Annotated in this window: 29 protein-coding genes and 1 tRNA gene; 9 read left to right on the forward strand and 21 right to left on the reverse strand. The window is 65.0% G+C overall.

Annotated elements, in window-relative coordinates; genetic code table 11:
- Positions 1-14 precede the first annotated feature (14 nt).
- Positions 15-722 (forward strand): orotidine-5'-phosphate decarboxylase, encoded by a 708-nt coding sequence (gene pyrF, locus C2I35_RS14945; RefSeq protein WP_103763849.1) that lies wholly within the window; start codon positions 15-17, stop codon positions 720-722.
- A gap of 44 nt (positions 723-766) precedes the next feature.
- Here pyrF and C2I35_RS14950 read toward each other — a convergent pair whose 3' ends face one another.
- On the reverse strand, positions 767-1,171 hold the full coding sequence (locus C2I35_RS14950; RefSeq protein ID WP_103763850.1) for an NUDIX hydrolase: 405 nt from the start codon (positions 1,169-1,171) through the stop codon (positions 767-769).
- A 68-nt stretch (positions 1,172-1,239) separates the two neighbouring features.
- Between C2I35_RS14950 and C2I35_RS14955 the strand changes: the two genes are divergently transcribed.
- Together C2I35_RS14955 and C2I35_RS14960 are read left to right on the forward strand one after the other, a co-directional pair.
- Positions 1,240-2,493: a DNA polymerase IV gene (locus C2I35_RS14955; RefSeq protein WP_103763851.1), complete on the forward strand. Its 1,254-nt coding sequence runs from the start codon at positions 1,240-1,242 to the stop codon at positions 2,491-2,493.
- Positions 2,494-2,612: 119 nt separating this feature from the next.
- Positions 2,613-3,512 (forward strand): hypothetical protein, encoded by a 900-nt coding sequence (locus C2I35_RS14960; RefSeq protein ID WP_103763852.1) that lies wholly within the window; start codon positions 2,613-2,615, stop codon positions 3,510-3,512.
- 139 nt (positions 3,513-3,651) lie between these two features.
- Here the strand turns inward: C2I35_RS14960 and C2I35_RS14965 are convergent, their stop codons facing one another.
- Positions 3,652-4,515 carry an N-formylglutamate amidohydrolase gene (locus tag C2I35_RS14965; RefSeq protein ID WP_103763853.1) on the reverse strand — a complete coding sequence of 288 codons (864 nt, stop codon included), beginning with the start codon at positions 4,513-4,515 and terminating at the stop codon, positions 3,652-3,654.
- A gap of 142 nt (positions 4,516-4,657) precedes the next feature.
- Here C2I35_RS14965 and C2I35_RS14970 point away from each other — a divergent pair.
- Positions 4,658-4,732, forward strand: a tRNA-Val gene (locus C2I35_RS14970).
- Between the two features lie 69 nt (positions 4,733-4,801).
- Entirely contained in the window at positions 4,802-4,927 is a 126-nt protein-coding gene (gene ykgO, locus C2I35_RS14975; protein ID WP_025058716.1) for a type B 50S ribosomal protein L36, read from the forward strand.
- A 287-nt stretch (positions 4,928-5,214) separates the two neighbouring features.
- Here ykgO and C2I35_RS14980 read toward each other — a convergent pair whose 3' ends face one another.
- From C2I35_RS14980 to creD, 5 genes are all read right to left on the reverse strand, one after another.
- Complete coding sequence (locus C2I35_RS14980) at positions 5,215-5,586, reverse strand: GFA family protein (protein WP_103763854.1); 372 nt, start codon at positions 5,584-5,586, stop codon at positions 5,215-5,217.
- Between the two features lie 4 nt (positions 5,587-5,590).
- A complete protein-coding gene (locus C2I35_RS14985) occupies positions 5,591-6,433 on the reverse strand; it encodes an urea carboxylase-associated family protein (protein ID WP_103763855.1) in 843 nt (280 codons plus the stop codon).
- 277 nt (positions 6,434-6,710) lie between these two features.
- On the reverse strand, positions 6,711-7,883 hold the full coding sequence (locus tag C2I35_RS14995; RefSeq protein WP_425442925.1) for a type III PLP-dependent enzyme: 1,173 nt from the start codon (positions 7,881-7,883) through the stop codon (positions 6,711-6,713).
- Positions 7,884-8,105: 222 nt separating this feature from the next.
- Positions 8,106-9,749, reverse strand: coding sequence for an FAD-binding dehydrogenase (locus tag C2I35_RS15000; protein ID WP_103763858.1), 1,644 nt, complete (start codon positions 9,747-9,749; stop codon positions 8,106-8,108).
- Positions 9,750-9,814: 65 nt separating this feature from the next.
- On the reverse strand, positions 9,815-11,239 hold the full coding sequence (gene creD, locus C2I35_RS15005) for a cell envelope integrity protein CreD (protein WP_103763859.1): 1,425 nt from the start codon (positions 11,237-11,239) through the stop codon (positions 9,815-9,817).
- Between the two features lie 142 nt (positions 11,240-11,381).
- On the opposite strand from creD, the gene C2I35_RS15010 reads away from it, so the two are divergent.
- Positions 11,382-11,834 carry a MarR family winged helix-turn-helix transcriptional regulator gene (locus C2I35_RS15010; RefSeq protein ID WP_170067229.1) on the forward strand — a complete coding sequence of 151 codons (453 nt, stop codon included), beginning with the start codon at positions 11,382-11,384 and terminating at the stop codon, positions 11,832-11,834.
- Here the strand turns inward: C2I35_RS15010 and C2I35_RS15015 are convergent.
- The 14 genes from C2I35_RS15015 to C2I35_RS15080 all read right to left on the reverse strand — a co-directional run bounded on the left by C2I35_RS15015 (position 11,804) and on the right by C2I35_RS15080 (position 21,181).
- The gene (locus C2I35_RS15015) at positions 11,804-12,103 is read right to left on the reverse strand and encodes a hypothetical protein (RefSeq protein ID WP_103763860.1); all 300 of its coding nucleotides are present in this window, start codon (positions 12,101-12,103) and stop codon (positions 11,804-11,806) included. The two genes, C2I35_RS15010 and C2I35_RS15015, sit on opposite strands and share 31 nt — an antisense overlap.
- Positions 12,103-12,882, reverse strand: a complete 780-nt coding sequence (locus C2I35_RS15020) for a succinate dehydrogenase iron-sulfur subunit (protein WP_103763861.1) — start codon at positions 12,880-12,882, stop codon at positions 12,103-12,105. The genes C2I35_RS15015 and C2I35_RS15020 overlap by 1 nt, the downstream gene beginning before the upstream one ends.
- A gap of 17 nt (positions 12,883-12,899) precedes the next feature.
- The gene (locus C2I35_RS15025; protein WP_103763862.1) at positions 12,900-13,220 is read right to left on the reverse strand and encodes a succinate dehydrogenase; all 321 of its coding nucleotides are present in this window, start codon (positions 13,218-13,220) and stop codon (positions 12,900-12,902) included.
- Positions 13,217-13,987: a class I SAM-dependent methyltransferase gene (locus tag C2I35_RS15030; protein ID WP_211286157.1), complete on the reverse strand. Its 771-nt coding sequence runs from the start codon at positions 13,985-13,987 to the stop codon at positions 13,217-13,219. Before C2I35_RS15030 ends, C2I35_RS15025 begins: the two co-directional genes overlap by 4 nt.
- Entirely contained in the window at positions 13,966-14,382 is a 417-nt protein-coding gene (locus C2I35_RS15035) for a hypothetical protein (RefSeq protein WP_103763864.1), read from the reverse strand. The genes C2I35_RS15030 and C2I35_RS15035 overlap by 22 nt, the downstream gene beginning before the upstream one ends.
- Entirely contained in the window at positions 14,382-16,187 is a 1,806-nt protein-coding gene (gene sdhA / locus C2I35_RS15040) for a succinate dehydrogenase flavoprotein subunit (RefSeq protein WP_103763865.1), read from the reverse strand. Before sdhA ends, C2I35_RS15035 begins: the two co-directional genes overlap by 1 nt.
- A gap of 100 nt (positions 16,188-16,287) precedes the next feature.
- Complete coding sequence (gene sdhD / locus C2I35_RS15045; RefSeq protein WP_057793325.1) at positions 16,288-16,659, reverse strand: succinate dehydrogenase, hydrophobic membrane anchor protein; 372 nt, start codon at positions 16,657-16,659, stop codon at positions 16,288-16,290.
- A gap of 14 nt (positions 16,660-16,673) precedes the next feature.
- Positions 16,674-17,057 (reverse strand): succinate dehydrogenase, cytochrome b556 subunit, encoded by a 384-nt coding sequence (gene sdhC / locus C2I35_RS15050; RefSeq protein WP_103763866.1) that lies wholly within the window; start codon positions 17,055-17,057, stop codon positions 16,674-16,676.
- Positions 17,058-17,229: 172 nt separating this feature from the next.
- The gene (locus tag C2I35_RS15055) at positions 17,230-17,931 is read right to left on the reverse strand and encodes a DUF1194 domain-containing protein (RefSeq protein ID WP_103763867.1); all 702 of its coding nucleotides are present in this window, start codon (positions 17,929-17,931) and stop codon (positions 17,230-17,232) included.
- A 79-nt stretch (positions 17,932-18,010) separates the two neighbouring features.
- A complete protein-coding gene (locus C2I35_RS15060) occupies positions 18,011-18,454 on the reverse strand; it encodes a response regulator (protein ID WP_103763868.1) in 444 nt (147 codons plus the stop codon).
- Between the two features lie 72 nt (positions 18,455-18,526).
- Positions 18,527-19,558, reverse strand: coding sequence for a MaoC family dehydratase (locus C2I35_RS15065; protein WP_103763869.1), 1,032 nt, complete (start codon positions 19,556-19,558; stop codon positions 18,527-18,529).
- 2 nt (positions 19,559-19,560) lie between these two features.
- Positions 19,561-19,764 carry a DUF1737 domain-containing protein gene (locus C2I35_RS15070; RefSeq protein WP_103763870.1) on the reverse strand — a complete coding sequence of 68 codons (204 nt, stop codon included), beginning with the start codon at positions 19,762-19,764 and terminating at the stop codon, positions 19,561-19,563.
- A 4-nt stretch (positions 19,765-19,768) separates the two neighbouring features.
- Complete coding sequence (locus tag C2I35_RS15075) at positions 19,769-20,314, reverse strand: NnrU family protein (protein ID WP_103763871.1); 546 nt, start codon at positions 20,312-20,314, stop codon at positions 19,769-19,771.
- Between the two features lie 3 nt (positions 20,315-20,317).
- A complete protein-coding gene (locus tag C2I35_RS15080) occupies positions 20,318-21,181 on the reverse strand; it encodes an HpcH/HpaI aldolase/citrate lyase family protein (RefSeq protein ID WP_103763896.1) in 864 nt (287 codons plus the stop codon).
- Between the two features lie 231 nt (positions 21,182-21,412).
- On the opposite strand from C2I35_RS15080, the gene C2I35_RS15085 reads away from it, so the two are divergent.
- The 3 genes from C2I35_RS15085 to C2I35_RS15095 all read left to right on the forward strand — a co-directional run.
- The gene (locus C2I35_RS15085) at positions 21,413-21,700 is read left to right on the forward strand and encodes a hypothetical protein (protein WP_103763897.1); all 288 of its coding nucleotides are present in this window, start codon (positions 21,413-21,415) and stop codon (positions 21,698-21,700) included.
- Positions 21,701-21,924: 224 nt separating this feature from the next.
- Positions 21,925-22,887, forward strand: a complete 963-nt coding sequence (gene mdh, locus C2I35_RS15090; RefSeq protein ID WP_103763872.1) for a malate dehydrogenase — start codon at positions 21,925-21,927, stop codon at positions 22,885-22,887.
- Positions 22,888-23,577: 690 nt separating this feature from the next.
- Positions 23,578-23,704, forward strand: a 127-nt coding sequence (locus tag C2I35_RS15095; RefSeq protein WP_342749721.1) for an ATP-grasp domain-containing protein, incomplete at its 3' end; no start/stop codon positions are given.

Genomic DNA, 23,704 nt, shown 5'->3' on the forward strand with positions numbered 1-23,704 from the left:
GAAAGGCCGCGCCGATGACAGACAGCCCTTTGCCCGCAGATGACCGCCTGATCGTCGCTGTTGATCTGCCCAACGCGCTCGACGGCCTGAATTTGGCCGAGCGGCTGGGCGACTCGGTGTCGTTCTACAAGATCGGGCTCGGGATGCTGACGGGCGGCGGCCTTGCCCTCGCCAATGAGCTCAAGCAGGATCACGGCAAGCGTATCTTCCTCGACATGAAGCTCTTCGATATCGGCGCCACGGTGGAAAACGCCGTGCGCGGGCTGGCGCAGTTCGACCTCGACTTCCTCACCGTGCATGGCGACCCCCACGTGGTCCGCGCCGCCCGCGAGGGCGCGGCGGGCAAGCCGATGAAGATCCTCGCCGTCACCGTGCTGACCTCGCTCGACCGCGCCGATCTCGACGCGTCGCTTATCGCCCCCGGCGAGATCCCAGACATCGTCGCCACCCGCGCCGCACGCGCGCTCGAGGCCGGGGCCGACGGCGTCATCGCCTCGCCGCAGGAGGCCGCGATGATCCGCGCCCTGCCCGAGGCCGCGGGCAAGCTGATCGTCACCCCCGGCGTGCGCCCCTCGGGCGCCGCACTAGGCGACCAGAAACGTGTCGCCACCCCGGCACAGGCCCTGTCGGACGGCGCCGATCACATCGTCGTCGGCCGCCCCATCTGGGCCGCCGACGACCCGCGCGCCGCCACGCAAGCCATCCTGAACGACATCGCCTGACGCAGGGTGGGTGAACCCCACCATCGCGCGCCCCAAGCCGCTCCCTACCTATTCATGTACGCCGCCACTCGCTCGGCGAAATGCGGCACGGCCTTGTCGTGCGCCACGTACTCCTCGGGCGGCATCAGGCACCAGCCCAGCCCCTCGTCGCCAAAAACCACGTCGTCGGCCAGCGCCGCCGGGCAATGCGCCGCAAAGAACCACATCCGCGTCGGCCCCGCATAAAATCGCCGCCAGCCCAACACGCCGGGGTCCAGCACCAGCCCCAACTCCTCGCGTGTTTCGCGCAGCACGCAGGCTTCGGCGCTCTCGCTCCCCTCACGCCCGCCACCCGGAAGGTCCAGGAACCCGGGCCAGGGAATATCCACCGCATGATCCCGTTGGATCACCGCCAGCCGCTTGCCCAGAAACAACGCCAGCTTCGTGCCCTCGAACCTCTCTTCACTCATACCGTCTTTTCCCTCACGCGTCGCGCCCTTACAATACCTGCATCGCAACCCCGAACGCAGCCCCTCACATGCCCGCCCTCTGCCGCGACTGCCTGACAGAATTCGACACCGGCGCGCGCTGCCCCGCCTGCCGCAGCCCGCGCGTGCTGGCGCATCCCGAACTTCACGACCTCAGCATCGCGCACATGGATTGCGACGCGTTCTACGCCTCGGTCGAGAAACGCGACAATCCCGATCTGGCGCACAAGCCCGTGATCATCGGCGGCGGCCGGCGCGGTGTCGTCTCCACCGCGTGCTACGTCGCCCGCATTCGCGGCGTCCGCTCGGCCATGCCCATGTTTCAGGCGCTGAAACTCTGCCCCGAGGCCGTCATCATCAAGCCCCGGATGGAACTCTACGCCGAGGTCTCGCGCCAGATCCGCCGCATGATGGAGGATCTCACCCCCGATATCGAACCCCTGTCACTGGACGAGGCGTTTCTCGATCTCACCGGCACGGCCCGCCTGCATGGCGCGTCCCCCGCCGTGATGCTGGCCCGCCTGACCAAACGCATGCGCACCGAACTGGGCCTGACCGGCTCCATCGGCCTGTCGCACAACAAGTTCCTGGCCAAGATCGCGTCGGACCTCGACAAGCCGCGCGGCTTTTCCATCATCGGCAAGGCCGAGACGGCGGATTTCCTGCGCGATCAACCCGTCAGCCTGATCTGGGGCGTGGGACAGGCCGCGCGCACCTCGCTGGATGCCGCCGGCATCCGCACCTTCGCCGACCTCCTGCGCTGGGAGAAAACCGATCTGGTGGCGCGCTTCGGCTCCATGGGCGAGCGGCTCTGGCACCTTGCCCGCGGACAGGACCATCGCCGCGTCTCGGCCCATTCCCCGATGAAGTCGATCTCGAACGAGACCACCTTTCGCGAAGACACCGCCAGCGCCGACATTCTCGACGGCCACCTCTGGCGCATGGCCGAAAAGGTCGCCGACCGCGCCAAGGCCAAGCATCTGGCGGGCCGCGTCGTCACGCTGAAACTCAAGCGGTCCGACCACTCGCTCCTGACACGCCGCATCTCGCTGCGCGACCCCGCGCAGCTGGCCGACACGCTCTATCGCACCGCCCGCGCGCTCTTTGACCAGGTCGACCATACCAAGCCCTACCGCCTGCTGGGCGTGGGCCTGTCGGACCTCGTGCCCGAGACCGCCGCCGAGGCCTCGGGCGACCTTCTGGACCCGCGAGCCCGCCAGCGCGGCCGCGCCGAACGCGCCACCGACGAGATCCGCGCCCGCTTCGGTGCCGACGCCATCCTCAAGGGCCGCTCCCTGCGCTGAACCGGGTTTTTCCCGTTAAAGCAGAGTGTTACCGGCACTCCCCTGTTGCCGAAAAATCACATCGACGCCGCCGATAATTGCTCGTGCAACTTTCCAACCCGTGCCACGTTGCTATCGCCATGAAACACACACTGACCCGTCCCATTCCCCGTCTTGCCGCGGTTGCGCTCTGCGCCGCCGGTCTGCGCCCCGCCGCCGCCGCCGACTGGGTGGACTTTTCCGGCGACATCTCGGTGGGCGCCAACAGCATCCAGGACAACGCCTTCATGTCTCGGATCGACGCGATGCTGACCTTCACGCTGTTCGACATCGGCGACAGCCCCGTCGCGTTCGAGTTCGGCACCTTCGGGTACTACTACAAGGGCGACCGCCCGCACGAAACCTACGCCGCTTTCGTCTATGACGACCGGTTCCGCCTGGGCGTGGTCAAACCCGCCTATGACCAAGTGCTGATCTCGCCCTTCGACTTCACCGCCGCTTCCATCGCCGAGACCCGCGCAGAATACACCCGCGCCCGCGCCACGACCGAGGCGCTGCGCTTCAACTCCGTGCCGGTCGGCGTCTCCTATGGCGACACCACAGGCGACACGACCTGGGCCGCTTCGCTGCTCGATGCCAGCGACGGCAACTTCCGCTCCGCCTCCGCTTCCGCCGAATGGCAGGCGCAGGCCGTCACCCTCGCCGCCGCGGTCGAGGGCGTCTGGGACCCCAAGGACGATTTCGACGGCATCAACGCCAAGCTCGGCGCCCGCTGGCAGCAGGGGCGTTTCGACATCGGCGCCGCCTTCCTGCACCCCGACGCCAACCAGCGCCCCGATGCCGTGGCCTTTGACGTGAATTACAATGCCTGGCGCGACCTGACGCTTTCGGGGTTCGGCGAGGTCACGCGCAGCAGCACGACTTCGGCCTACGGGCTCGCCGCCCGATACGATTTTCAGGATCGCTCCGACGTGACCTTCGCCGTCACCGACACCAAGACCGACGAGGAAGTCCACTTCACCTACACGCGCCGGTACTGACCGCTCTTCTGGGCGCATCCGACGCACGATGTCTTAACTCGGGCCGTCGGCACGCCGCACCGTCGCGATACAGTCGGACATACCGACGCGATACCGATGCGGATTTCGGGAACCCTGCGCCGTTAAGCTTCGATTCGCCTCACTCGGCGGCCAGCTGCTGCGGTTTGGGCCGTCCGACCTCGGCGATCTGGGCGATCACGCCCTCCAGAACGGCTTTGAACGCCTCGAAATTGCCATTGGGCCGGATCAGCCTCTCGTTCATGTAAAGCGCCCGGTCGATCTCGACCTGCACCGCGTGCCGGTTCTCCTGCGGGCGGCCGTAATGCTGGGTGATGAAGGCCCCGGCAAAGGGCGCGTTGCGCGCCACATTCAGCCCGGCGGCACTGAACGCCGCCTCGATCCGGTCCACCACGTCGTCGCTCGCCGCCGCGCCGAACCTATCGCCCAGGACCACCTCGGGGCGCCGCGCCCCACTGCGGGCGACGGCATCCATCGCCTCGTGCGGCATCGAGTGGCAATCGATCAGGATCGACTGTCCGAAAAGCCCGAGCGCCTGATCCAGCTGGGTTTTCAGCGCCGCATGATAGGGCCGCCAATAGGTGTCGATGCGCCTTTGCGCTTCGTCCATCGTGATCTTGCCGGAATAGATCGCCTTGCCATTGGCCACCACGCGCGGGATCACTCCCAGGCCAGAGGCCACGCGCGGGTTGTGCCCCGTGCGCCGCGCCCCTTCGATCAGCGCCGGGTCCAGCTCCTCGGTCGAGCGGTTCAGATCCACGAAGGCCCGTGGCGCCCCCGCCTTGATAAACGGCGCCCCGTTGCGCGGCGCGGCCTCGAACAGATCGTCCACGAACGCATCCTCGGAACTGCGCACGCTCAGTTCATTGAGGTTCGTGCGCCGCACGAAAGACCACGGATAATCCCGCCCGCTATGGGGCGATGCGAACACCACCGAGGTCGTGCGACGCTCAGGATGTGTAAGGGTAAACGCGGCTTTGGGCATTCTCTCTCCTGCCGGAACATAATAGTCTGAAAATCAGGTTCTAAAAGCCCTTGATCCCCTTCCCGACTCCTTTTATAGACACGCCTCACCGGCGCGGTTCTCCGCGCCCCTATTCGTTGGGGGCCATGCCACTCCGGTATCAGGGCGATTAGCTCAGCGGTAGAGCACTTCGTTGACATCGAAGGGGTCACTAGTTCGATCCTAGTATCGCCCACCATATTCACTGCCCGGCCTGGCCGGTGCACCCGCAACCCGGCGCCCCGCGCCACGACATTGGAGACGAGTGATGAAAGTCCGGAACTCGCTGCGTTCGCTCAAGAACCGCCATCGCGATTGCCGCGTCGTGCGCCGCAAAGGCCGCGTCTACGTGATCAACAAGACCCAGAAGCGTTTCAAGGCCCGTCAAGGCTGAGATCCCGATCTGGTTCTGCTGAACGAACCCCGCCTCGGCGGGGTTTTTTCGTTTCGCCGGGGCAAGCGGTTACGGTGCCGCGCGATTGCCAGACCGCGGGGTGGCGATCCAACGGTCGTTCAAGGCACTTTATCCCTGCCACCTCCGCAAAACATCAAATTGAAGCGCTTACGTCCCCCAATCGCCAGCCCGTCCGGGCGGTCTGGCGATCGCGCGGCGGCGCGCAAGCGCGCCTCGATTCCGCGCGGTCCGCACTCTTCACACGTCGTTAGGAATTTCGCGGGACACTACGTCTCATCCCGCTCGAACCGCGCCAGACCCGGCACTGCCGGCAACCACTCTTCCCGCCGCACGGTCCACAACTCGTAGGTCGGCTGGAACACGTTCGGCGCATCCAGCGCCCCAAGATGGACCTCCACCTCGCCGTCGCTGACGGAAAACACCGACCCGCCGCAGCGCGGACAGAAATGCCGCCCGTCCCAGTCGCGCGTCTCACCCCGAATCGCAACCGCCGCCTCGGGAAAGATCGCGGCGGCAAAGAACACCGCGCCATGATGCTTGCGGCAGTCTAGGCAATGGCACAACCCCACCCGGTCCGGCGCGCCTTCCGCCGTGATCCGCACCGCCCCACAGAGGCACCCACCCTCGACCCGGTCCATGCCGCTATCTCCCGTGGGTCCGGTCATACCCGTTCACCGGCGGGCTGGCCCAATCGCCCAAGGCCCCCTCCGCCGGCGCGAAAACCTCGACCTTCAGCGGATAGCACGCCGCCGCGTCGCTGGAATGCTCGGCCGAGCAATCCCCGCCCGGACAGGCGCTCAACGCCCCCAGCAGGTCGACCTCTGCAAACAATTCCAGGTAGTCGCCGGGCCGCACCGGGCTGGCCTTCATGAAATACTGGCCCGTGTCCCGCGTGAACCCGGTGCACATGAACACGTTCAACACGTCATGCACCAGCGGCTCGGCCTCCTCCAGCGACATCTCCAGTTCGTCCGCCACCGCCCGGGTCAGGTTGGAATGACAGCAATGGTGATATTGCGACCCGGCCAGCAGATTGCCGGTATAGGGATCGCAGCGCGTGCCGATCACGTCATGCACCGACCCGCCGTACTGGTCGATCCCGTACCAGTCCAGCGTATCCTCCACGATCGTCGCCATGGGCCTCAGATACGGAAAACTCGACCACATCCGCTCACCGGTCGTCAGGTGTGTGCCGTGCAGCGCACGCGACTTGCCGGAGTAGAATCGCTCGCCCAGGTCATTGGCGTTCCACAGGTTCAGGTCCCCCACCTGCGGACCATCCACGCTGGTGATGCGAAAGAACTGCCCCGCCGCCACGCGAAAGCAGGCAGCCTCCCGCGGCGGGGCGATCACCTCACCGACCTTTTCCGCGCCGTCCCGCGCGGTGCGGTACAGGTCCATATCCGGCACGGGCAGGGTCTCGTTGGGATAACAGACGACGGGCTTCACGGCCCGGCGCACATCGGCATCGGTGGGTTCCGGCATGGGGTCCTCAGGATTGCGGCGTGTTCCTCAAGCAATCCAAAGGCGGTTTGCCATCCGATGTAAAGGCCCGCGCTCCGCAGAACGCACAGCGAAATGCCGTCTGCCCCGGCTTCGACGCGCCACGGTCTTCGCGCCAGCGGCAATTGCGCATCTTGGGGCGCGCGTAAATCGCCACCAGTATGAACGCAATGACAAGACCCACGACAATGAACATGCCGTGGGTCTTACACTGTCCCGCGGGGCAAGGCCAACCGGCCCGCCCCGGATCGGGGGGCAGTTACAGCACGACCACGTCCAGCGGCGGGAAGCCGTTGAAACCCACGCTGGAGTAGGACGAGGTGTAGGCACCGCAGCTGCGGATGAACACCCGGTCGCCCGACTTCAGGCCCAGCGGCAGGTCGATCATGCGTTTTTCATAGAGCACATCCGCCGAGTCGCAGGACGGCCCGGCCAGGATGCAGGGGCCCGTGCGCTCGCCGTCACGGGCGGTCACGAACTGATAGCGGATCGCTTCGTCCATGGTCTCGGCAAGGCCCGAGAACATGCCGATATCCAGGTACACCCAGCGGTGCAGGTCGTCGGGCGACTTGCGCGACACCAGCACCACCTCGGCGGCGATCATGCCGGCCTCGGCCACCAGGCCCCGGCCCGGCTCGGCCATCACGCGCGGCACGTCGCCGAAACGCTCGGCCACCATCTCGCGCACTTGGGCTGCATAGATCGCCGGCGCCGCGATTTCCTCGCCATAGAAGGCCGGAAAGCCGCCACCGATGTTCAGCAGGTCCAGCGCGTGGCCGGCCTCGTGCGCGGCGCGCCACACATCGGCGATCCGGTCCAGCACCGGCGCCCACATGGCGGTCTGGCGGGTCTGGCTGCCGACGTGGAACGACACGCCCACCGGGCGCAGGCCCAGCGCAGCGGCATGGTCCATCAGCGCCACGGCGTGATCCGGCGCGCAGCCGAACTTGCGGGTCAGCGGCCAGTCCGCGCCCGACGCCTCGACGATCAGGCGGATATAGACCTCTGCGCCCGGCGCGTGCTCGGCGATCTTGTCCAGCTCTTCTTCGGCATCCGCCGCGAACAGGGTTACGCCCACGTGGTGCGCGAACGCGATATCGCCCGGTTTCTTCACGGTGTTGCCGAACGAGATCTCCTCGGGCCGCGCGCCCTGCGACAGGCACAGCTCGATTTCGCCGCGGCTGGCCGCGTCGAAATGGCTGCCGGCGTTCACCAGCGCCTCGATCACCTGCGGCTCGGGGTTGGCTTTGACGGCGTAGTGGATATGCGCATCGCCCAGCCCCTGCGCCAGCGCGTGATAGTTCTGCAGCACGACTTCGGTGTCGATCACCAGCGTCGGGCGATCGAACGTGGTGGTACGCAGGAAGCCCTCGATACGGGCGGCGCAAGCATGGCGGAAATCACCCGACAGGTCGGTGACGAAAGCGGTCATGGACATCTCCAAAGGTCACGAGGCGGCGAGGGCCGCGAGGTTCAGTTCAGAGACGTTACCGTCGCTACGTAACCGCTGGGGTATAAGGCCTTCGGGACAGAGGCGCGTGCGTTGGCGTCTGAATGCGCACATGGGGCCAAACCGTGAGTCGCGCAAGAGTTTTTGCATGCCGACCGATGAATTTTTCCACACAGTTTGAACTGTGTTTTCGCTACATCAGTTTCAGGCACTTCGCCCCGCCGCGCGCCCCGAGAAAATGCACCCGCCAAGGAAGGTCCCCTCCAGCGCGTTGTACCCGTGATACCCCCCGCCGCCGAACCCCGCGACCTCGCCGGCGGCGTAAAGCCCGTCCAGCACGCTGCCATCCGGGCGCAGCACTTTTGCTTCCGGATCGGTGTGCAACCCGCCCAGCGATTTGCGCGTCAGGATGTTCAGCCGCACGGCAATCAGCGGGCCATTGGCGGGGTCGAGAATCGCATGAGGCTTTGCCGTGCGGATCAGCCTGTCGCCGCGATAGGCCCGCGCCTGCCTTATGGCGGTCACCTGCGAGTCCTTGGCAAACGGATTGCTCAGCTGCGCATCCCGCGCCGCCACCTGCGCCCGCAAGTAAGCGGCGTCCAGAGGTGCGTTGGGCGTGATCCGGTTCATGCCCTCGACGAGCGTCTCGAAATCCCGTGCCACGACGAAATCCTCACCATGCGCCTTGAACGCTTCCACCGCGCCCGTCGCCCCCTTGCCCAGCCGTTCCTTCAAGACCTCGCGCCACTTGCCCGAGGTCAGGTCGGGGTTCTGCTCGCTCCCCGACAAGGCAAACTCCTTCTCGATGATCTTCTGCGTCAGGATGAACCACGAATGTTCATGACCCGTGGACAGGATGCGTCTCAAGGTGCTCAGCGTGTCGAACCCCGGCAGGCACGGCGCCTCCATCCGCACACCGTTGGCGTCGAACCACATCGAGGACGGCCCGGGCAAAATCCGTATCCCGTGGTTGGGCCAGATCGGGTCCCAGTTCTTCAGCCCCTCGCAATAATGCCACATCCGGTCCTCGTTGATCGCCCCGGCCCCGGCGGCCTTGGCCACGTCCTGCATCTGGCCATCGACGTAATCCGGCACGCCCGCCACCATTACCTTGGGCGCGGGGCCCAGCCGGTCCACGGGCCACAACTTGCGCACCTTTTCGTGGTCCCCGCCGATCCCGCCCGACGCGACGATCACGCTCTCGGCCTGCATCTCGAACTGCCCGGTCACCTTACGGCTGGTCGAGGCCCCGCGCACCGCGTCATCCTCGGCCAGCACATCCCCACGCAGCCCAGTCACCCGCCCATCGGTCACGTCCAGCCCTGTCACATGATGCCGAAACGCAAACCGCAGTTTGCCCGCCTGCTCCGCCTCTTTCGCCAGCCGCACGAACGGGGCAACAACGCCCGTCCCCGTCCCCCAGGTCACGTGAAAGCGCGGCACCGAATTGCCGTGCCCGTCGGCCTTGGCCCCGCCCCGCTCGGCCCAGCCGACGACGGGAAACCAGCGCATTCCGAGATCGTGCAGATACCCCCGCATCGCCCCCGCGGCGAAATCCAGATACGCCTCGGCCACGCGGCGCGGGTTCGCATCCTCGGGTCGGTCGAATTGCGCGCTGCCCATCCAGTCCTGCGCCGCCAGGTCCCGGCTATCCCGAATGCCCATGCGCCGCTGTTCCGGCGTGTCGATCATCATCAGCCCGCCCAGCGACCAGAACGCCTGCCCGCCCAGGGATTGCGGCCCTTCCTGGTCCAGCAGCACCACCTTGCGCCCGCGCTTCACCGCCTCATACGCGGCCACGAGGCCGGCCAACCCGCCGCCCACGATCGCGATATCGGTCTTCACCATGATCCCTCCCACATTTGCGGGGCAGCCTAACCCGGCCGCCCCGCCTCATGGAAGGAAACGTCGCGTCAGCTTGTGGGCTGTGGCGCCTCAGGCTGCGGCTCCGCCTTACGGAACCACCCCCGGCGCGGGCCGGTGCGCGGCTCGCCGTACCAGTTCTCGTTCCGCGTGGCGAACATCGTGCCCGCGATGGCTGCGAACAGCAGGATCGACCCGGCCAGCAACGCATAGTCCGCGCTGCGCAGAATGAGGTAGAGCACGCCATAAAGCACGGCCAGCATCGCGCCCACAACCAGCGTCCGACGGCCCAGCTTCAGCGCCGTTGCCGCAAAGGCGGTGACCAACCCCACGGTCGCTGCCCCTGACACAAGGTAGGCCATCGCGAATCCCACCTGCTCGGACAGCGCCAGCATCAGCAGGAAGAACGCCGATTGCGCCAGCCCGATCAGGATATACTGCACCGGGTGCGTCGGCCGCTTGGTCTGCCCTTCCACCAGGAAAATCGTCAGGAAGGTGAGGCCAATGAACAGGATGCCGTACCGCGCCGCGCGATAGGCCTTCTGGTAGAAGTCATTCGGCTGGTAGAGCCCGACGCCAAAGCTCGACTGGCTTCGCGCGACCTCGTTCTGGTTCTCGCGGCTGACCTGCGGCAAGGGGCGCGCCAGGTGCGGGATCACCCAATTGGCCTCGAACCCGTCCTCGCGCACCTCGTGGCTGTCTGGCAGGAACGCGCCCTGGAATTCCGGATGCGGCCAATCCGAGGTCAGCGTCACCCGCGTCTCGCGTCCCACCGGCGTGAAGGACAGCGCCTCGGCCCCGTTCAGCCCCATCTTCAGATCGAACGCCCCGATCTCTCGCGGGTCCCCCGTCGGCGCCCGCAGCCCGCCAATATAGCGGTTTTCACCCGCCACCGGCTCCATCTCCAGCGCCCGGCCATCGGCCATCAGCCGCGTCTCGCCCCGCAGCGCGCGGTTACTGCTCACGTAAACCCGCACCTCCGCCTCGTCCCACAGCAGAACCTCCTCGCCGCGCAACGCCGCCTCAGCCTCTTCGGCGTTGAAATCGAACGCGCCCGCGGCCTTGGCCGTGTAGACCGGCACCGAGAAGATGCCCCGGCTGCGCTCCTGCGTGGTCTTCTCCACACCGAGGTCCAGAGTGTCGGGATAGACATAAACCGGATCCCGGCGCAGCGTCCGTTCCACCTGCCTGAAGCGGAACACCGGCTGGTCGTCGCCATCCAGCCTCTGTGCGCCGGTCGCCGGGTCGATCACCTCTTCACGTTCGCGCAACATCACGGTCTCCTGCACCGGGATGATCAGGACAGGGCCGGACAAGAGCTGCCGCCCGCCCCACTCCTGCCCGACCGACGCGATGGCCTGGCGGTTGTAATCGGCGCGGCTGTCGATGATCGCACCGACGAAAAACACGGGGATGGTCATCAGCAGCACCAGCAGGCCCACGATGATGAACCGCAATCCGGGGGAACGCAGCATTGGAATGTCCTCTCATTTCATATTCCGATGCTCCCTTTTGCGCAGGCCCCCGTGCAGACGCCCCCGCCCCCGTTGCGCAGATTTCGTGCAGGCCGGCAAACGCCCCTTGCCCCCCAAATGCACCTGCATTTATGGTCCGGCCATGAGCAGAACACCCCAGAACCTTTCCGCGTGGCAGGTCCTGTCGCGCACCCACCGCCGCCTTCAGAGCCACCTGGAGTCCGCACTCAAGGCCGAAGGCCTGCCGCCACTCGACGTGCTGGATGCGCTGGCCGCACTTGACGCGGGCCAGGATGGCCAGACCGCGAAATCACTGGAACACAGCCTGATGCTGCCGCAATACGGCGTGTCACGCCTGCTGGACCGGGTGGAAAAAGACGGGCTGATCCGCCGCGTCGCGGATGCCACGGACAAACGGCTCAAGCATGTGCACCTGACCGAGGCGGGCCGTGCCACGCTTATCGCCATGGTGCAGACGCGCGATGCCGCGCTCGACGCATTCCTTGTGCCCCGGGCCAAGCCGGGGCAGTTGGACCGCATCACCGATCTGCTGTCCCTGCTCGATCAGGACGCGTCAGAGCCCACCTCGGGATAAAGCAACCCGAACAGCGCCAGCGGCCGCTCGTCGCGCGACAAGGTGCCTGGCTCCCAGCCATAGCCGAAAGCCGCGAAGACCTCCTTGTCGTCGCAATGGTCGTCAAAGACCTTGCCCGCGCGTTCGACAAGTCCCGCCAGTTCACTGACGAACTTGCTCTCCCCGATCGCCGTCCGGTTCAGATAGTGCAGTCGCCCCGACAGGTGGCGGCACACGTCCCGAAACTCTTCCTTCGACTTGAAATCGAACTCGGGACGCGGCTTGCTCATTACACCGCACGCTCCAGCATCATCTTCTTGATCTCGGCAATCGCCTTGGCCGGGTTCAGCCCCTTGGGACAGGTCTTGGCGCAGTTCATGATCGTGTGACAGCGATAGAGCTTGAACGGATCTTCCAGATCGTCCAGCCGCTCGCCCGTCGCCTCGTCCCGGCTGTCGATGATCCAGCGATAGGCGTGCAACAGCGCCGCCGGTCCAAGATACTTGTCGCCGTTCCACCAATAGCTGGGGCAGGCGGTCGAACAGGACGCGCACATCACGCATTCATAAAGGCCATCCAGCTTTTCGCGGTCCTCGATGGACTGCTTCCACTCCTTCGCGGGGCGGTTCGTCTTGGTTTCCAGCCATGGCATTATGCTGGCGTGCTGGGCGTAGAAATGCGTCAGGTCGGGAATCAGATCCTTGACCACCGGCATGTGCGGCAGCGGATAGATCTTCACGTCGCCCTTCACCTCGTCCAGACCATAGATGCAGGCCAGCGTGTTGATCCCGTCGATATTCATCGCGCAAGACCCACAAATCCCCTCGCGGCAGGACCGGCGGAAGGTCAGCGTTGGATCGACCTCGTTCTTGATCTTGATCAGCGCGTCCAGAACCATCGGCCCGCACTTGTCCATGTCCAGAAAGTACGTATCGACCTGCGGGTTCTTCCCGTCATCGGGGTTCCAGCGATAGATCTGGAACTTACGCACGTTCTTGGCGCCCTCGGGCTTGGGCCACGTCTTTCCCTTGGTGATCCGGGAATTCTTCGGAAGCGTCAGTTGTACCATTTACGTTTCCTCTCCGTTCAGCGGCCCAGCAGGACCAGACCGTTTTCAGCAATACATTGAACCGACTCGGGCCGGCTTGCGATGTCCACCACCAGCTCGACCGTCGCGGGTTGAACCCCGCCGACGGAATCGCGCGCGATGGAGATGATTTCCCCGGCCGAGGCCGCGTCGATGATGCAGTCGGTGACGGGCGCCACCGTGACGCCCGGAAAGCGCCGCGCGACGATCCCGTTGACCACGGTTTTCGCCCGCTCCCGCGCGATCGCGTCGGCGGCGTCGTTGGCCGCATCGCACCCCGCCAGCAGCAGTGGCAGCGCAAGAATGGCAAGCAACCTCATTCCGCCACCTCCATTTCCTTCAGGTCCGGCAGCACGTCCTCGACCTTGCGCATCTGCATGATTTGGCTCAGGTTCTTCGGCCCGAAACCCTCGATCGTCAGGTCCATGAATTTCTCCACGATTTCGTCCCGCGCGTCCTCCAGAACCCGGTTCTCGGGGTCCAGCCCGGTCACGATCCCCAGCCCGCAGGGCCGCGGGTTCAGCACGTCAAATGCCAGTTCGGGGCGGTATTCGCGCAGGATCAGCGTCATCTTCCACACGTCACCCGACCAGCCCTTGGTGCGCTCGGGGTCCCACTCCCGCTCGGCGGCGGCGGGCGAGAACGGCACAAGGTCATGCAGCAGGATCGTCGCATCCTTGTGGCACAGCTTTTCCGTCGCGATGAAATCGTCCAGAACGTACTCGAACAGGTGCATCCCATCGATGAACGCCATGTCGATTCGCGGCGCAAGTTCTCGCGCCCGTCCGCTGGCAAAGAAATCGCCGCTGGTTTTCTGGATCAAATGCAGCGCGGGCTTGTCGCCGGTCACGTCGCCACCCAGCCGAAAGGCCGGGTCGACGGCAATCGCCTTGCCCGGACACCGCTCGAGCGAATGCCCCCGCCCCGCGCCAATCTCCAGATACCACTCTGGCGCACGCGTCAGGTGCAGTACCTCCAGCACATCCAGGTAATGCCGCCCCCGCGCACGCGGCCAGCCCGCCGGACGGGCGGGCGCTGCCGTGATATGCGTGGCGGCCTTGGGCATCAGTAGGGGTTGCCGATGCAATAGATGGTCCCGCGATAGAGGACTGGCGCATGAGGCGGGCAAAGCGCGTTCACGCTCTTCTGGCGAAGGACGCGCACCGGCTTGACACTCCCCGCCGGCACGACGACCGGGTCCGAAGGCGCCACCAGCTTGCCGCGCGCAGCGGTGGCCGTTGTGTTCGCCGTCACACAGGCGCGGTACGCCTGCACCGTCGCATCCGTCGCACCCGGCTTCTTGCGGATCAGCATCGTCGCGCGGTTGCTCGCGTCATATTTTACCGTGACGTGCAGGTTTTCCCCGCCCGGCGTGTCGAAAATGCATTTGGTCGTTGCCGCGTCCAAAGTGCCGGCTTGCGCCAGTTCCGCCGAGGGCAACAGCCCCAACAGCGCGGCCGCGAATAACTTTGCGGATGTCATCAGAATGTCCTTTCCTTGGGTGCAATCTTCTTCAAATTGATCCCACCCTCGGATTCGGTCGTGAGCGGGTCCTCAATAATAGGACGATAGCTCAGTTCGACCGACTTGCCATCCACCCGCGCAACAGTGTGCACGCGCCAGTTCTCGTCGTCGCGCTTCGAGAAATCCTCGTGCGCGTGGGCACCACGGCTTTCCTTGCGTGCCTCGGCCCCGGCGATGGTGGCCAGCGCGTTGGGCATCAGGTTGGTCAGCTCCAGCGTCTCCATCAGGTCGCTGTTCCACACCAGGCTGCGGTCGGTCACTTTCAGGTCGCCCATCTTGGCCGCGATCGCGTCCATCTTCTTGACGCCCTCGGACAAGGTCTTGGACGTGCGGAAGACGGCCGCGTCCTCCTGCATCGTTCGCTGCATCTCCAGCCGCAGCTCGGCCGTCGGCGTGCCGCCATCGGCGTGACGGACGCTGTCGAAGCGCTCCAGCGCCTTGTCCACCTGTCCCGTGTCCGTCGCCGGCACCGCGCTGTCGGGGTTCACCACCTTGCCCGCGCGGATGGCCGAGGCCCGGCCGAACACCACGAGGTCAATCAGCGAGTTGGACCCCAGCCGGTTCGCACCATGCACGCTCGCACAGCCCGCCTCGCCCACGGCCATCAGGCCCGGCACCACGGCATGCGGGTCGTCCTTGGTGGGGTTCAGAACCTCGCCCCAATAGTTCGTCGGAATGCCGCCCATGTTGTAATGCACCGTGGGCAGCACCGGGATCGGCTCTTTCGTGACGTCGACCCCCGCAAAGATCTTCGCCGATTCCGAGATCCCCGGCAGGCGCAGGTTCAACGCCTCGGCGGGCAGGTGGCTGAGGTTGAGGTGAATGTGATCGCCGTGCTCGCCCACGCCGCGCCCTTCGCGGATCTCCATCGTCATCGAGCGGCTGACATAGTCACGCGGCGCCAGGTCCTTGTAATTGGGCGCATAGCGCTCCATGAACCGCTCGCCTTCGCTGTTGGTCAGGTAGCCACCCTCGCCCCGCGCGCCCTCGGTGATCAGGCAGCCCGAACCGTAGATACCGGTGGGGTGGAACTGCACGAACTCCATATCCTGAAGCGGCAGCCCCGCGCGGGCCACCATGCCACCGCCATCGCCGGTGCAGGTATGGGCGGACGTCGCGCTGAAATAGGCGCGGCCATATCCGCCCGTGGCCAGCACGACCATCTTGGAGTTGAACACATGGATCGTGCCGTCATCCAGCTTCCAGCAGACGACGCCGGTACACTGCCCGTCCTCGCTCATCATCAGGTCGATGGCGAAATACTCGATGTAGAACTCGGCATTGTTCTTCAGGCTTTGACCGTACAGCGTGTGCAGGATCGCGTGACCGGTCCGGTCAGCCGCGGCACAGGTCCGCTGCACCGGGGGGCCTTCGCCGAACTCGGTCGTGTGGCCGCCGAAGGGGCGCTGGTAAATCCGCCCTTCCTCGGTGCGCGAAAACGGCACGCCATAATGCTCCAGCTCGTAGACCGCCTTGGGCGCCTCGCGCGCCAGGTATTCCATCGCGTCCGTGTCACCCAGCCAGTCCGACCCCTTCACGGTGTCGTACATGTGCCACTGCCAGCTGTCCGGGCCCATGTTGCCAAGGCTGGCTGCGATGCCGCCCTGCGCCGCCACGGTATGCGACCGCGTCGGGAAAACCTTGGTCACGCACGCCGTGCGCAGGCCCTGTTCGGCCATGCCCAGCGTCGCGCGCAGCCCCGCGCCGCCCGCGCCCACCACAACAACGTCGTAATCATGTGTCTCGTATTCGTAAGCCGCCATGCTTCGTGCCTTTTCCGGTTCGTCTGCTCGGGCCATGCCGGCCCCGGCTATATGGTCTCATACGGGCAAAGGCGGCGCGCGCCCTGCCCTTGAATATCTCTCAGAGCGCCAGTCGCGCGATCGCGAACAGCCCCGTCGCCATGGCGCCATAGCTCAGGCACGTCACAAGTATGATCGTGACCTTCTGCGCCGTGCCATGCACATAGTCCTCGATCAGCACCTGGCACCCGTCGGCGAAATGCTTGAAGCCGACGACCAGCGTCAGCGCCGCGACGATGGCCGGGAAGGGCCGCGCGTAATAGGCTGTGACCTCCTCGAAGGAACTGCCCAGGATTCCGCCGAAGGTGAACACGAAAAGCGGGATCAGGATCAACAGCGCGACGCTCTGCACCTTCATCGCCCAGAAGTGATGCACGCCGGTCTTGGCCGAGCCAAGGCCCACGGCGCGCTTGCGGTCTGTCAGGTAACGCATGTCCGGGGCCTCCTTCAGATGAACAGCACGGTCAGGATGGTCAGCACGACCGATCCGCCGATCGCGATCCAGCCCAGCATCTCGGCTTTATCGACTTCCAGCATCATCGCGTTGTCCCAGATCAGGTGCCGCACACCGGCCAGCGTATGATACCACAGCGCCCAGAGCGACAGGAACATCACCAGGTCACCGAACCAACTGGTCACCACCGCGTCGGCGGTCGCGAAATAATCGGCCGAGGTCGCGGCGGCCAGCAGCCACCAGACCGTCAACAGCGCGGCGACAAGCAGCGCGTTGCCGGTGATCCGGGTCAGGATCGACGTCATCGACGTCAGCTGCGGGCGATAGATTGTGAGGTGGGGCGAAAGCGGCCGGTTGCCGCGATTGACGTCTGCCATTGGCATTCCCTTTCTCGTCGCGATGTGGCGCCGACCCGGGTGAGCCAGCCTGCCCCGCGATTTGAGTTCGTTTTATCCAATCATCCGGGGCGTCTGCAAACCCGTATTTTTCAAATAGTGCAGGCATTTCGTCGCAAAAGTAGTTTTCGTGATCACATACTCTAGTGCGTGATCACAAATGCGGCGCAAAGGAATCACCCCGCGCTTTCGAGATGGGTTTGGTGACTTCGCGCAGCAGTTTGCGGCGCATTCGGGCCGGGTACTCGGCATAATCGTTGGCTGTGATCACAAACGCGCCGGGCCCATGGATGACGTTTTCCCAGAAATACTCGGTCATCATCGGCTCCGCCCCCTCGATGACCAGCGCGTTGACGGTGATCCCCTGCTCGGTCAGCAGGCCATGGATCGCGCGCGGCTCCGGTCCTTCGTTGGACGACCCGTCGCCCGACACGTCGATCACCCGTTTTTTGCAGTCGGGCACATCCGCGAACTGCGCCGCGCCGACCTCCAGCGCCTCGCCAATGGCAGTGGAGAAGTTGCGCCAGACCCGCGGCGTGCTCTCGATCCGCGCCGCCAACGCCTCGACCGCGTCGAAATCGGTCATCCGCTGCCACGGCACCATCACGCGCTGGCGCGAGGTGCCGGTCCATTGCAGCACCAGCACCGCCGCCTCGCCCACGACCAGTGCCTCGCTGACCGCGCCATCGCGCAGCGCTTCGGCCAGACCCTGCATCTGGATGCGGTATTCCCCTTCGTCGACCGACCCGGACACGTCCACCGCCAGAACAAGCGCAACCTCGCAGGCGGCGACGGACACCCCCGCGCCGCCAGCCCCGACAGCCGTCAGCCAAAGACACAGGAGCGCGCGTAGCATGCCGACAGCATGCGCCGATCCGGTGCCGCTGCCCAGAAAAACCGCTCTGGGCGCGGCTCACATTCGCGTTGCCCCGCCTTCAGGCGCTGCGTCGCATCGGCCCCGCCACGCGCCGGGTAATCAGGTCGCCCACGCTTTCGCGGAAGAAATCACGCAGCTTGCGCATCGGGTCGTCGGTCTTGTCGATCACGCACAGGCCCGCCGCGCGGGCTTTGTCCCACATGAAGGGCGACGGCCAGCCCGACACGATCACGATCGGCACGTCCGACAGCTCCGGCTCACCGGCCAGTTCACCGGCAAACTCGCTGCCCGAGCCATCGGGCACGCTGTTGTCGCACAGGATGGCGGAATAGCGGGATTGCGACAGCGCCTTGCGCGCGGTTTCGATGGTCGAGACGAAATCCAGTTCCGCCTCCACCCGTGCCCCGCGCATGGCGCGGCGGATCATCTCCTGGTCATGGGCACTGTCTTCAAGGACGAGGCACCGCAGCTGCGGGCCTTCACGGGGCGTTGGATCAGGCATGGCGACCTCCTTTCGCACTGGAAAGAAGGCTACAGGCCACGTGTTAACAAACTGAAAACGCCGCCCCGTGCCTCAGATCGGCATCAGCGCCCAGTAATCCAGGTCCAGCAGGACATGGGGCAGGTACTTGCCGTCCTCGCCGCGCAGGCTGAACGTGTCGCCGCCCTTGGTGGCCACCAGCCGCAACCGCAGCGCGCCCACACCCGGCGCGTCGGTCTCGGCGCGGTCCAGCACCTCGGACCATGCCCTGACGGTATCTCCGGCAAAGCACGGGTTCACGTGGCTGCCCGCGTTGATCGCCGCGATCATTTGCGCGTTGGCCAGCCCGTTGAAGCTCAGCGCGCGCGCCATGGAAATTACGTGCCCGCCATAGATCAGCCGCTTGCCATCCTCGCGCTGGGTCGCGTCGAAATGCGTCTTCGACGTGTTCTGCCACAGGCGCGTGGCCATCATGTGCTCGGCTTCCTCGATGGTCACACCGTCGACGTGGTCGATCGTCTCGCCCACCTCGTAATCGCCCCAGCGATGCGGCTCACCCGCCAGCGTCAGGTCGTAGTTCGAAAAATCCAGCCCCGCCGGGATCACCAGGTCACTTGCGGCCACATGCGGCGCAGTCTCGGGCACCACCGGCTCGGGCGCAGGCGCGTCCACATCCTTTTTCCGCACCATCACCCAGCGGACCAACTGCAGCACCGGCTCGTCCCGCTGGTTCAGACCCGTGGTCCGGACCCAGACGATACCGGTCTTGCCGCTGGAGGTCTGCTTGACCCCGATCACCTCGGATTCCGAGCGCAGCGTATCGCCCGCATAGACCGGCCGCAGCCACCGTGCCTCGGCATAGCCCAAATTCGCCACAGCGTTCAGTGAGATATCCGGCACGCTCTTGCCAAAAACGATGTGAAATGCCGCCAGATCGTCGATCGGGCTGGCGGGCAAGCCGCAGGCCCGCGCAAACTCGTCCGAGGAATAAAGCGCGTGACGCGCCGGGTAGAGCGCGTGGTACAGCGCCCGCTCGCCCCCGGATACTGTGCGTGGCACCGCGTGCGGGATCACGTCACCGACGGTGTAATCCTCGAAGAACCGCCCCGCGTTGGTCTTGGCCATGCTCACTGCTCTCCCAGCTTGATGTCGGGGCTGTAGTCGCCGTCGGCCTCTTTCACCACGGCCTGCCCACAGCGCATCACGCCGTTGGCCGCGTCGAACGCATAGGTCGGGCTGCCATGCAGTTCCCACCCCTTGTTCAGCGCCTCGGTCACCTTGTGGCAAAAGGCCGAGGTGTCATCGGCCGAGAGGAATCGATAAAGTTTCATCTGCTCACCCAAAGGCCGGATAGCCCAGCCAGTAATGCACGGCCACGATCAGGCCGTAGACCACGACACTGCCCGCCGCCGCGGCGATTTCCTTGGATTTCGGCGCCGGGTCGGGGCGCACCCACTCCGGCTGCGCCTTGTTGATCACGATCATCTCGATCACCGCCCAGGCCAGCAGCCCGCCGAACAGGATGAACGACGGCACGTCGCCATTCACCAACAGGTGCGCCAGCGCCCAGACCTTGACCGCACCCAGCATCGGGTGGCGCATCTTGCGCGCCAGCGTGGTTTTCATGCCCGACGCCGCGAACATGTAGACCGACAGCAGCATCAACAGGTTGTTGATCCCCACCGTCATCGGGTGCCGCCCCCAGAAGACCGCGCCATCCGCCGCCTGGTAGCCCTTGGTCATCATCCAGATGCTGACCAGCAGCACCACGGCGATCACCGCCTTGCCCGCGTTGCCAATCGCCGCCCTCGGCCCGGGAGCGATACGTTTGAACAAATGCGCGCCGGTCCACAGCAGCACGCCTGCGATCAGCAATCCCATGATCTACTCCGCTGCCATCTGTGCAATCGCCTCGGCCTTCGCCAGCGTCCGCTGCGCCGCGACGACATGCAGGTTTTCCACGATCTGCCCGTCCACCACGGCAATACCCTGCCCCTGCTTCTTGCTCTCCTCGAACGCCTCGATCTGGCGCATGGCCATGTCGATCTCGAACTGCGTGGGCGCAAACGCCGTGTTGGCAATCTCGATCTGGTCGGGGTGGATCAGTGTCTTGCCATCGAACCCCAGGTCGCGGCCATGCTCGCACTCCGACTTCAGACCGTCGCCATCCCGGAAGCGGTTATAGACACCATCCAGCGCCACCACGCCCCGCGCCGCGCGCGCCGCCATCACGATCATCTGCAGAGACGCCAGCAATGGCATCCGGTCGGCGCGGAACCGACAGCCCAGTTCCTTTGTCAGGTCGTTCGTCCCGGCCACCAGCCCCGTCACCTGCCGGTGCGCGGCAATCTCGCGGGCGTTGAACACGCTGGCGGGGGTTTCCATCATCGTCCAGATCGGGATCTCGGTGCCGATCAGGTCCGACAGGTTGTCGACATCCGCATAGGTGTTGACCTTGGGCTGCAGGATCACGTCCGCCCCCGCATCGCCCAGCACGCGCGCATCCTCGAACCCCCACTCGGTGGTCAGCGCGTTGATCCGCACGACCTTCACGCGGTTGCCATAGCCCCCGTCGCTCAACGCCTGCGCCAGCGTCTGACGCGCCTCGGCCTTGGCATCGGGCGACACGGCATCCTCCAGGTCAAAGATGATCGCGTCGGTGGGCAGGGTGCGCGCCTTGTCCAGCGCCCGTTCCTTCGAGCCGGGAATATAAAGAACGGATCGGTAAGGATGGGTGGTCAGGTCCATGGCGTGCCCCGCTGTCTGGTCGAAATTTTCTTGCGCGGGAATTCGCCATTTTTGGAACGAAAGTTCAAGGCCTTTCTCGCCGCGATGCAGAAATGGCCCTGTTTCGCGCACCTCCCGGGCGCTGCGAACGGTCCATTAACCTTGGCTTGGTACGGTCGCCTCCACGCTGTCTGCACCAGAAAAACGGCAGGGACCCATAGCTGAAAGGGTAAGACGATGAAGACCACACTGATGATGATCGCCACGCTCGTGGCCACGGGTCTGTCCGGTCCCGCCTTCGCCGCGAACTGCGCGCCGCGCGATGCGGTCGTCGACCGGCTCGCGTCCAAGTACGGCGAGTCGCGGCAGTCAATGGGCCTCGGCGCCAACAATGCGGTGGTCGAGGTGTTCGCCTCCTCCGAGACCGGCACCTGGACGATCACCGTGACCTCGGTCCATGGCGTGACCTGCCTTGTCGCCAGCGGCCAGTCGTTCGAGGCATTGGACGAGGTGCTTCCGGTCGACGGCGACGACGCCTGACACGGCGCACCGCCCCCCAAGATTCGCCATTGGCCTTTTAGGGCGCATGCAATTCAATGCACCCGCGCCGCGCGCCCTAAATACCTGAAATTCCAACGGCTTTCGGCGTCCACGCCGCGCCGCATCCGTCCGTCACCGCTGCGCCGCGGCGCAGCGCCCTTGAATTGACCCCGGTTTGCGACTACCCCGTAGCGCGAAAACAAACCCACCGGAGATCAATTTCCATGGCCAGACCCAAGATCGCCCTCATCGGCGCCGGACAAATCGGCGGCACGCTCGCCCACCTCGCCGCCATCAAGGAACTGGGCGACGTCGTCCTCTTCGACATCGCCGAAGGCACCCCCGAGGGCAAGGCGCTCGACATCGCCGAGTCCGGCCCTGCCGAAGGCTTCGACGCCGCGCTCAAGGGCACGCAGGACTACGCCGACATCGCCGGCGCCGACGTCTGCATCGTCACCGCCGGGGTCCCGCGCAAGCCGGGCATGAGCCGTGACGACCTTCTGGGCATCAACCTCAAGGTCATGAAATCCGTGGGCGAAGGCATCGCCGCCAACGCGCCCGACGCTTTCGTCATCTGCATCACCAACCCGCTCGACGCGATGGTCTGGGCCCTGCAGAAATTCTCCGGCCTGCCCGCCGAGAAAGTCTGCGGCATGGCCGGTGTGCTGGACAGCGCCCGCTTCCGCCACTTCCTTAGCCTGGAATTCAATGTCTCGATGAAGGACGTCAGCGCCTTCGTCCTGGGCGGCCACGGCGACACCATGGTGCCCTGCGTGCGCTACTCCACCGTCGCCGGCATCCCCCTGCCCGACCTTGTCGACATGGGCTGGACCACGCAGGAAAAACTCGACGCGATCGTGCAGCGCACCCGCGACGGCGGCGCCGAGATCGTCGGCCTGCTGAAAACCGGCTCCGCCTTCTACGCGCCCGCCACCTCGGCCATCGAGATGGCCGAAGCCTACCTCAAGGATCAAAAGCGCGTCCTGCCCTGCGCCGCCCATTGCGACGGCGAATTCGGCCTGAAGGGCATGTATGTGGGCGTCCCCACCGTGATCGGCGCCGGCGGCATCGAGCGGATCGTGAACATCAAGCTCAACAAGGACGAACAGGAAATGTTCGACACCTCCGTCAAGGCCGTGAAAGGCCTGGTCGAAGCGTGCAAGGGCATCGACAGCTCGCTCGGATAAGGTCAGGTTTTCCTTACCCACGTGTTGAATGCGCGCCTTCGGGCGCGCATTTTTTATTCTTATATGACTTTCTTGATATCTCTAACCCTTGCTTTGAGTTTGCCGGCAGTAATCGGATTGACCTTTTTATTCTTCGGTCCCGATAAAGCTCGGACAAGTTTCGGATCAACCCTCTTCGGAATAGCAAGTCTGCTCGCGCTAGTGTGGCTTATCATCCTTGTCACGTCTTTTTTCGGCTTCGCAATCAGTGGCGGAAACCCAACCTTTGTTTCACTGGGGTTCAGTGCACTCTTGGTGTCCTCGCCATTCTTGATCGGTAGCATTCTCTCGATCGTGTCTGGCTACTTGCTAAGATACCGAGCTTGAAAATTCCTATGGAACCAAAATACCGAATTTACCATCGTTCTTGCACAGTCCGCTCGGTTGAACCCCGGCCCATAGCCTGTGCTTTGAACGCGCGGACCGGATCGGCCCGCGCGTTTTTCGTTTCAGCACGCAGCCCCCGACACTGCAAGCCACCCGATTCGTCTTGCATATCAATGCGCTCATTTGTGATCACAGCATAAAATCGTGTGATCACAAAAGGCGGAAATTCGCCGCAAATCGTGGGGCAGGTAACGAAAGGGGTTAAGTCCCGCTTCATCCTGTGGCTATACCAGAGGCAAACGCACAGACAGATGGGACATCCGCATGAACATCCATGAATACCAGGCGAAGGCCTTGCTGCGCTCTTACGGGGCGCCTGTATCGGACGGGCGTGTCGTTTTGCGCGCGGAAGAGGCGAAGACGGCGGCGGGAGAGCTTGACGGCCCCGTCT

The organism is Roseovarius confluentis, assembly GCF_002917925.1.
Taxonomy (GTDB): domain Bacteria; phylum Pseudomonadota; class Alphaproteobacteria; order Rhodobacterales; family Rhodobacteraceae; genus Roseovarius; species Roseovarius confluentis.

What these genes read in the sequence shown, in the direction of transcription:
- C2I35_RS15065 (WP_103763869.1), bottom strand. Translation starts at nt 19,558, where the DNA reads ATGGCCAAGACCAACGCGGGGCGGTTCTTCGAGGATTACACCGTCGGT.
- pyrF (WP_103763849.1), top strand. Translation starts at nt 15, where the DNA reads ATGACAGACAGCCCTTTGCCCGCAGATGACCGCCTGATCGTCGCTGTT.
- C2I35_RS14955 (WP_103763851.1), top strand. Translation starts at nt 1,240, where the DNA reads ATGCCCGCCCTCTGCCGCGACTGCCTGACAGAATTCGACACCGGCGCG.
- sdhA (WP_103763865.1), bottom strand. Translation starts at nt 16,187, where the DNA reads ATGGCGGCTTACGAATACGAGACACATGATTACGACGTTGTTGTGGTG.
- sdhD (WP_057793325.1), bottom strand. Translation starts at nt 16,659, where the DNA reads ATGCGTTACCTGACAGACCGCAAGCGCGCCGTGGGCCTTGGCTCGGCC.
- C2I35_RS15085 (WP_103763897.1), top strand. Translation starts at nt 21,413, where the DNA reads ATGATGATCGCCACGCTCGTGGCCACGGGTCTGTCCGGTCCCGCCTTC.
- sdhC (WP_103763866.1), bottom strand. Translation starts at nt 17,057, where the DNA reads ATGGCAGACGTCAATCGCGGCAACCGGCCGCTTTCGCCCCACCTCACA.
- C2I35_RS15035 (WP_103763864.1), bottom strand. Translation starts at nt 14,382, where the DNA reads ATGACATCCGCAAAGTTATTCGCGGCCGCGCTGTTGGGGCTGTTGCCC.
- C2I35_RS15010 (WP_170067229.1), top strand. Translation starts at nt 11,382, where the DNA reads ATGAGCAGAACACCCCAGAACCTTTCCGCGTGGCAGGTCCTGTCGCGC.
- C2I35_RS14985 (WP_103763855.1), bottom strand. Translation starts at nt 6,433, where the DNA reads ATGCCGGAACCCACCGATGCCGATGTGCGCCGGGCCGTGAAGCCCGTC.
- C2I35_RS15080 (WP_103763896.1), bottom strand. Translation starts at nt 21,181, where the DNA reads ATGGACCTGACCACCCATCCTTACCGATCCGTTCTTTATATTCCCGGC.
- C2I35_RS15020 (WP_103763861.1), bottom strand. Translation starts at nt 12,882, where the DNA reads ATGGTACAACTGACGCTTCCGAAGAATTCCCGGATCACCAAGGGAAAG.
- C2I35_RS15055 (WP_103763867.1), bottom strand. Translation starts at nt 17,931, where the DNA reads ATGCTACGCGCGCTCCTGTGTCTTTGGCTGACGGCTGTCGGGGCTGGC.
- C2I35_RS14995 (WP_425442925.1), bottom strand. Translation starts at nt 7,883, where the DNA reads ATGACCGCTTTCGTCACCGACCTGTCGGGTGATTTCCGCCATGCTTGC.
- mdh (WP_103763872.1), top strand. Translation starts at nt 21,925, where the DNA reads ATGGCCAGACCCAAGATCGCCCTCATCGGCGCCGGACAAATCGGCGGC.
- C2I35_RS14950 (WP_103763850.1), bottom strand. Translation starts at nt 1,171, where the DNA reads ATGAGTGAAGAGAGGTTCGAGGGCACGAAGCTGGCGTTGTTTCTGGGC.
- C2I35_RS15000 (WP_103763858.1), bottom strand. Translation starts at nt 9,749, where the DNA reads ATGGTGAAGACCGATATCGCGATCGTGGGCGGCGGGTTGGCCGGCCTC.
- C2I35_RS15075 (WP_103763871.1), bottom strand. Translation starts at nt 20,314, where the DNA reads ATGGGATTGCTGATCGCAGGCGTGCTGCTGTGGACCGGCGCGCATTTG.
- C2I35_RS15015 (WP_103763860.1), bottom strand. Translation starts at nt 12,103, where the DNA reads ATGAGCAAGCCGCGTCCCGAGTTCGATTTCAAGTCGAAGGAAGAGTTT.
- C2I35_RS14965 (WP_103763853.1), bottom strand. Translation starts at nt 4,515, where the DNA reads ATGCCCAAAGCCGCGTTTACCCTTACACATCCTGAGCGTCGCACGACC.
- ykgO (WP_025058716.1), top strand. Translation starts at nt 4,802, where the DNA reads ATGAAAGTCCGGAACTCGCTGCGTTCGCTCAAGAACCGCCATCGCGAT.
- C2I35_RS15025 (WP_103763862.1), bottom strand. Translation starts at nt 13,220, where the DNA reads ATGAGGTTGCTTGCCATTCTTGCGCTGCCACTGCTGCTGGCGGGGTGC.
- C2I35_RS14960 (WP_103763852.1), top strand. Translation starts at nt 2,613, where the DNA reads ATGAAACACACACTGACCCGTCCCATTCCCCGTCTTGCCGCGGTTGCG.
- C2I35_RS15070 (WP_103763870.1), bottom strand. Translation starts at nt 19,764, where the DNA reads ATGAAACTTTATCGATTCCTCTCGGCCGATGACACCTCGGCCTTTTGC.
- C2I35_RS14980 (WP_103763854.1), bottom strand. Translation starts at nt 5,586, where the DNA reads ATGGACCGGGTCGAGGGTGGGTGCCTCTGTGGGGCGGTGCGGATCACG.
- creD (WP_103763859.1), bottom strand. Translation starts at nt 11,239, where the DNA reads ATGCTGCGTTCCCCCGGATTGCGGTTCATCATCGTGGGCCTGCTGGTG.
- C2I35_RS15060 (WP_103763868.1), bottom strand. Translation starts at nt 18,454, where the DNA reads ATGCCTGATCCAACGCCCCGTGAAGGCCCGCAGCTGCGGTGCCTCGTC.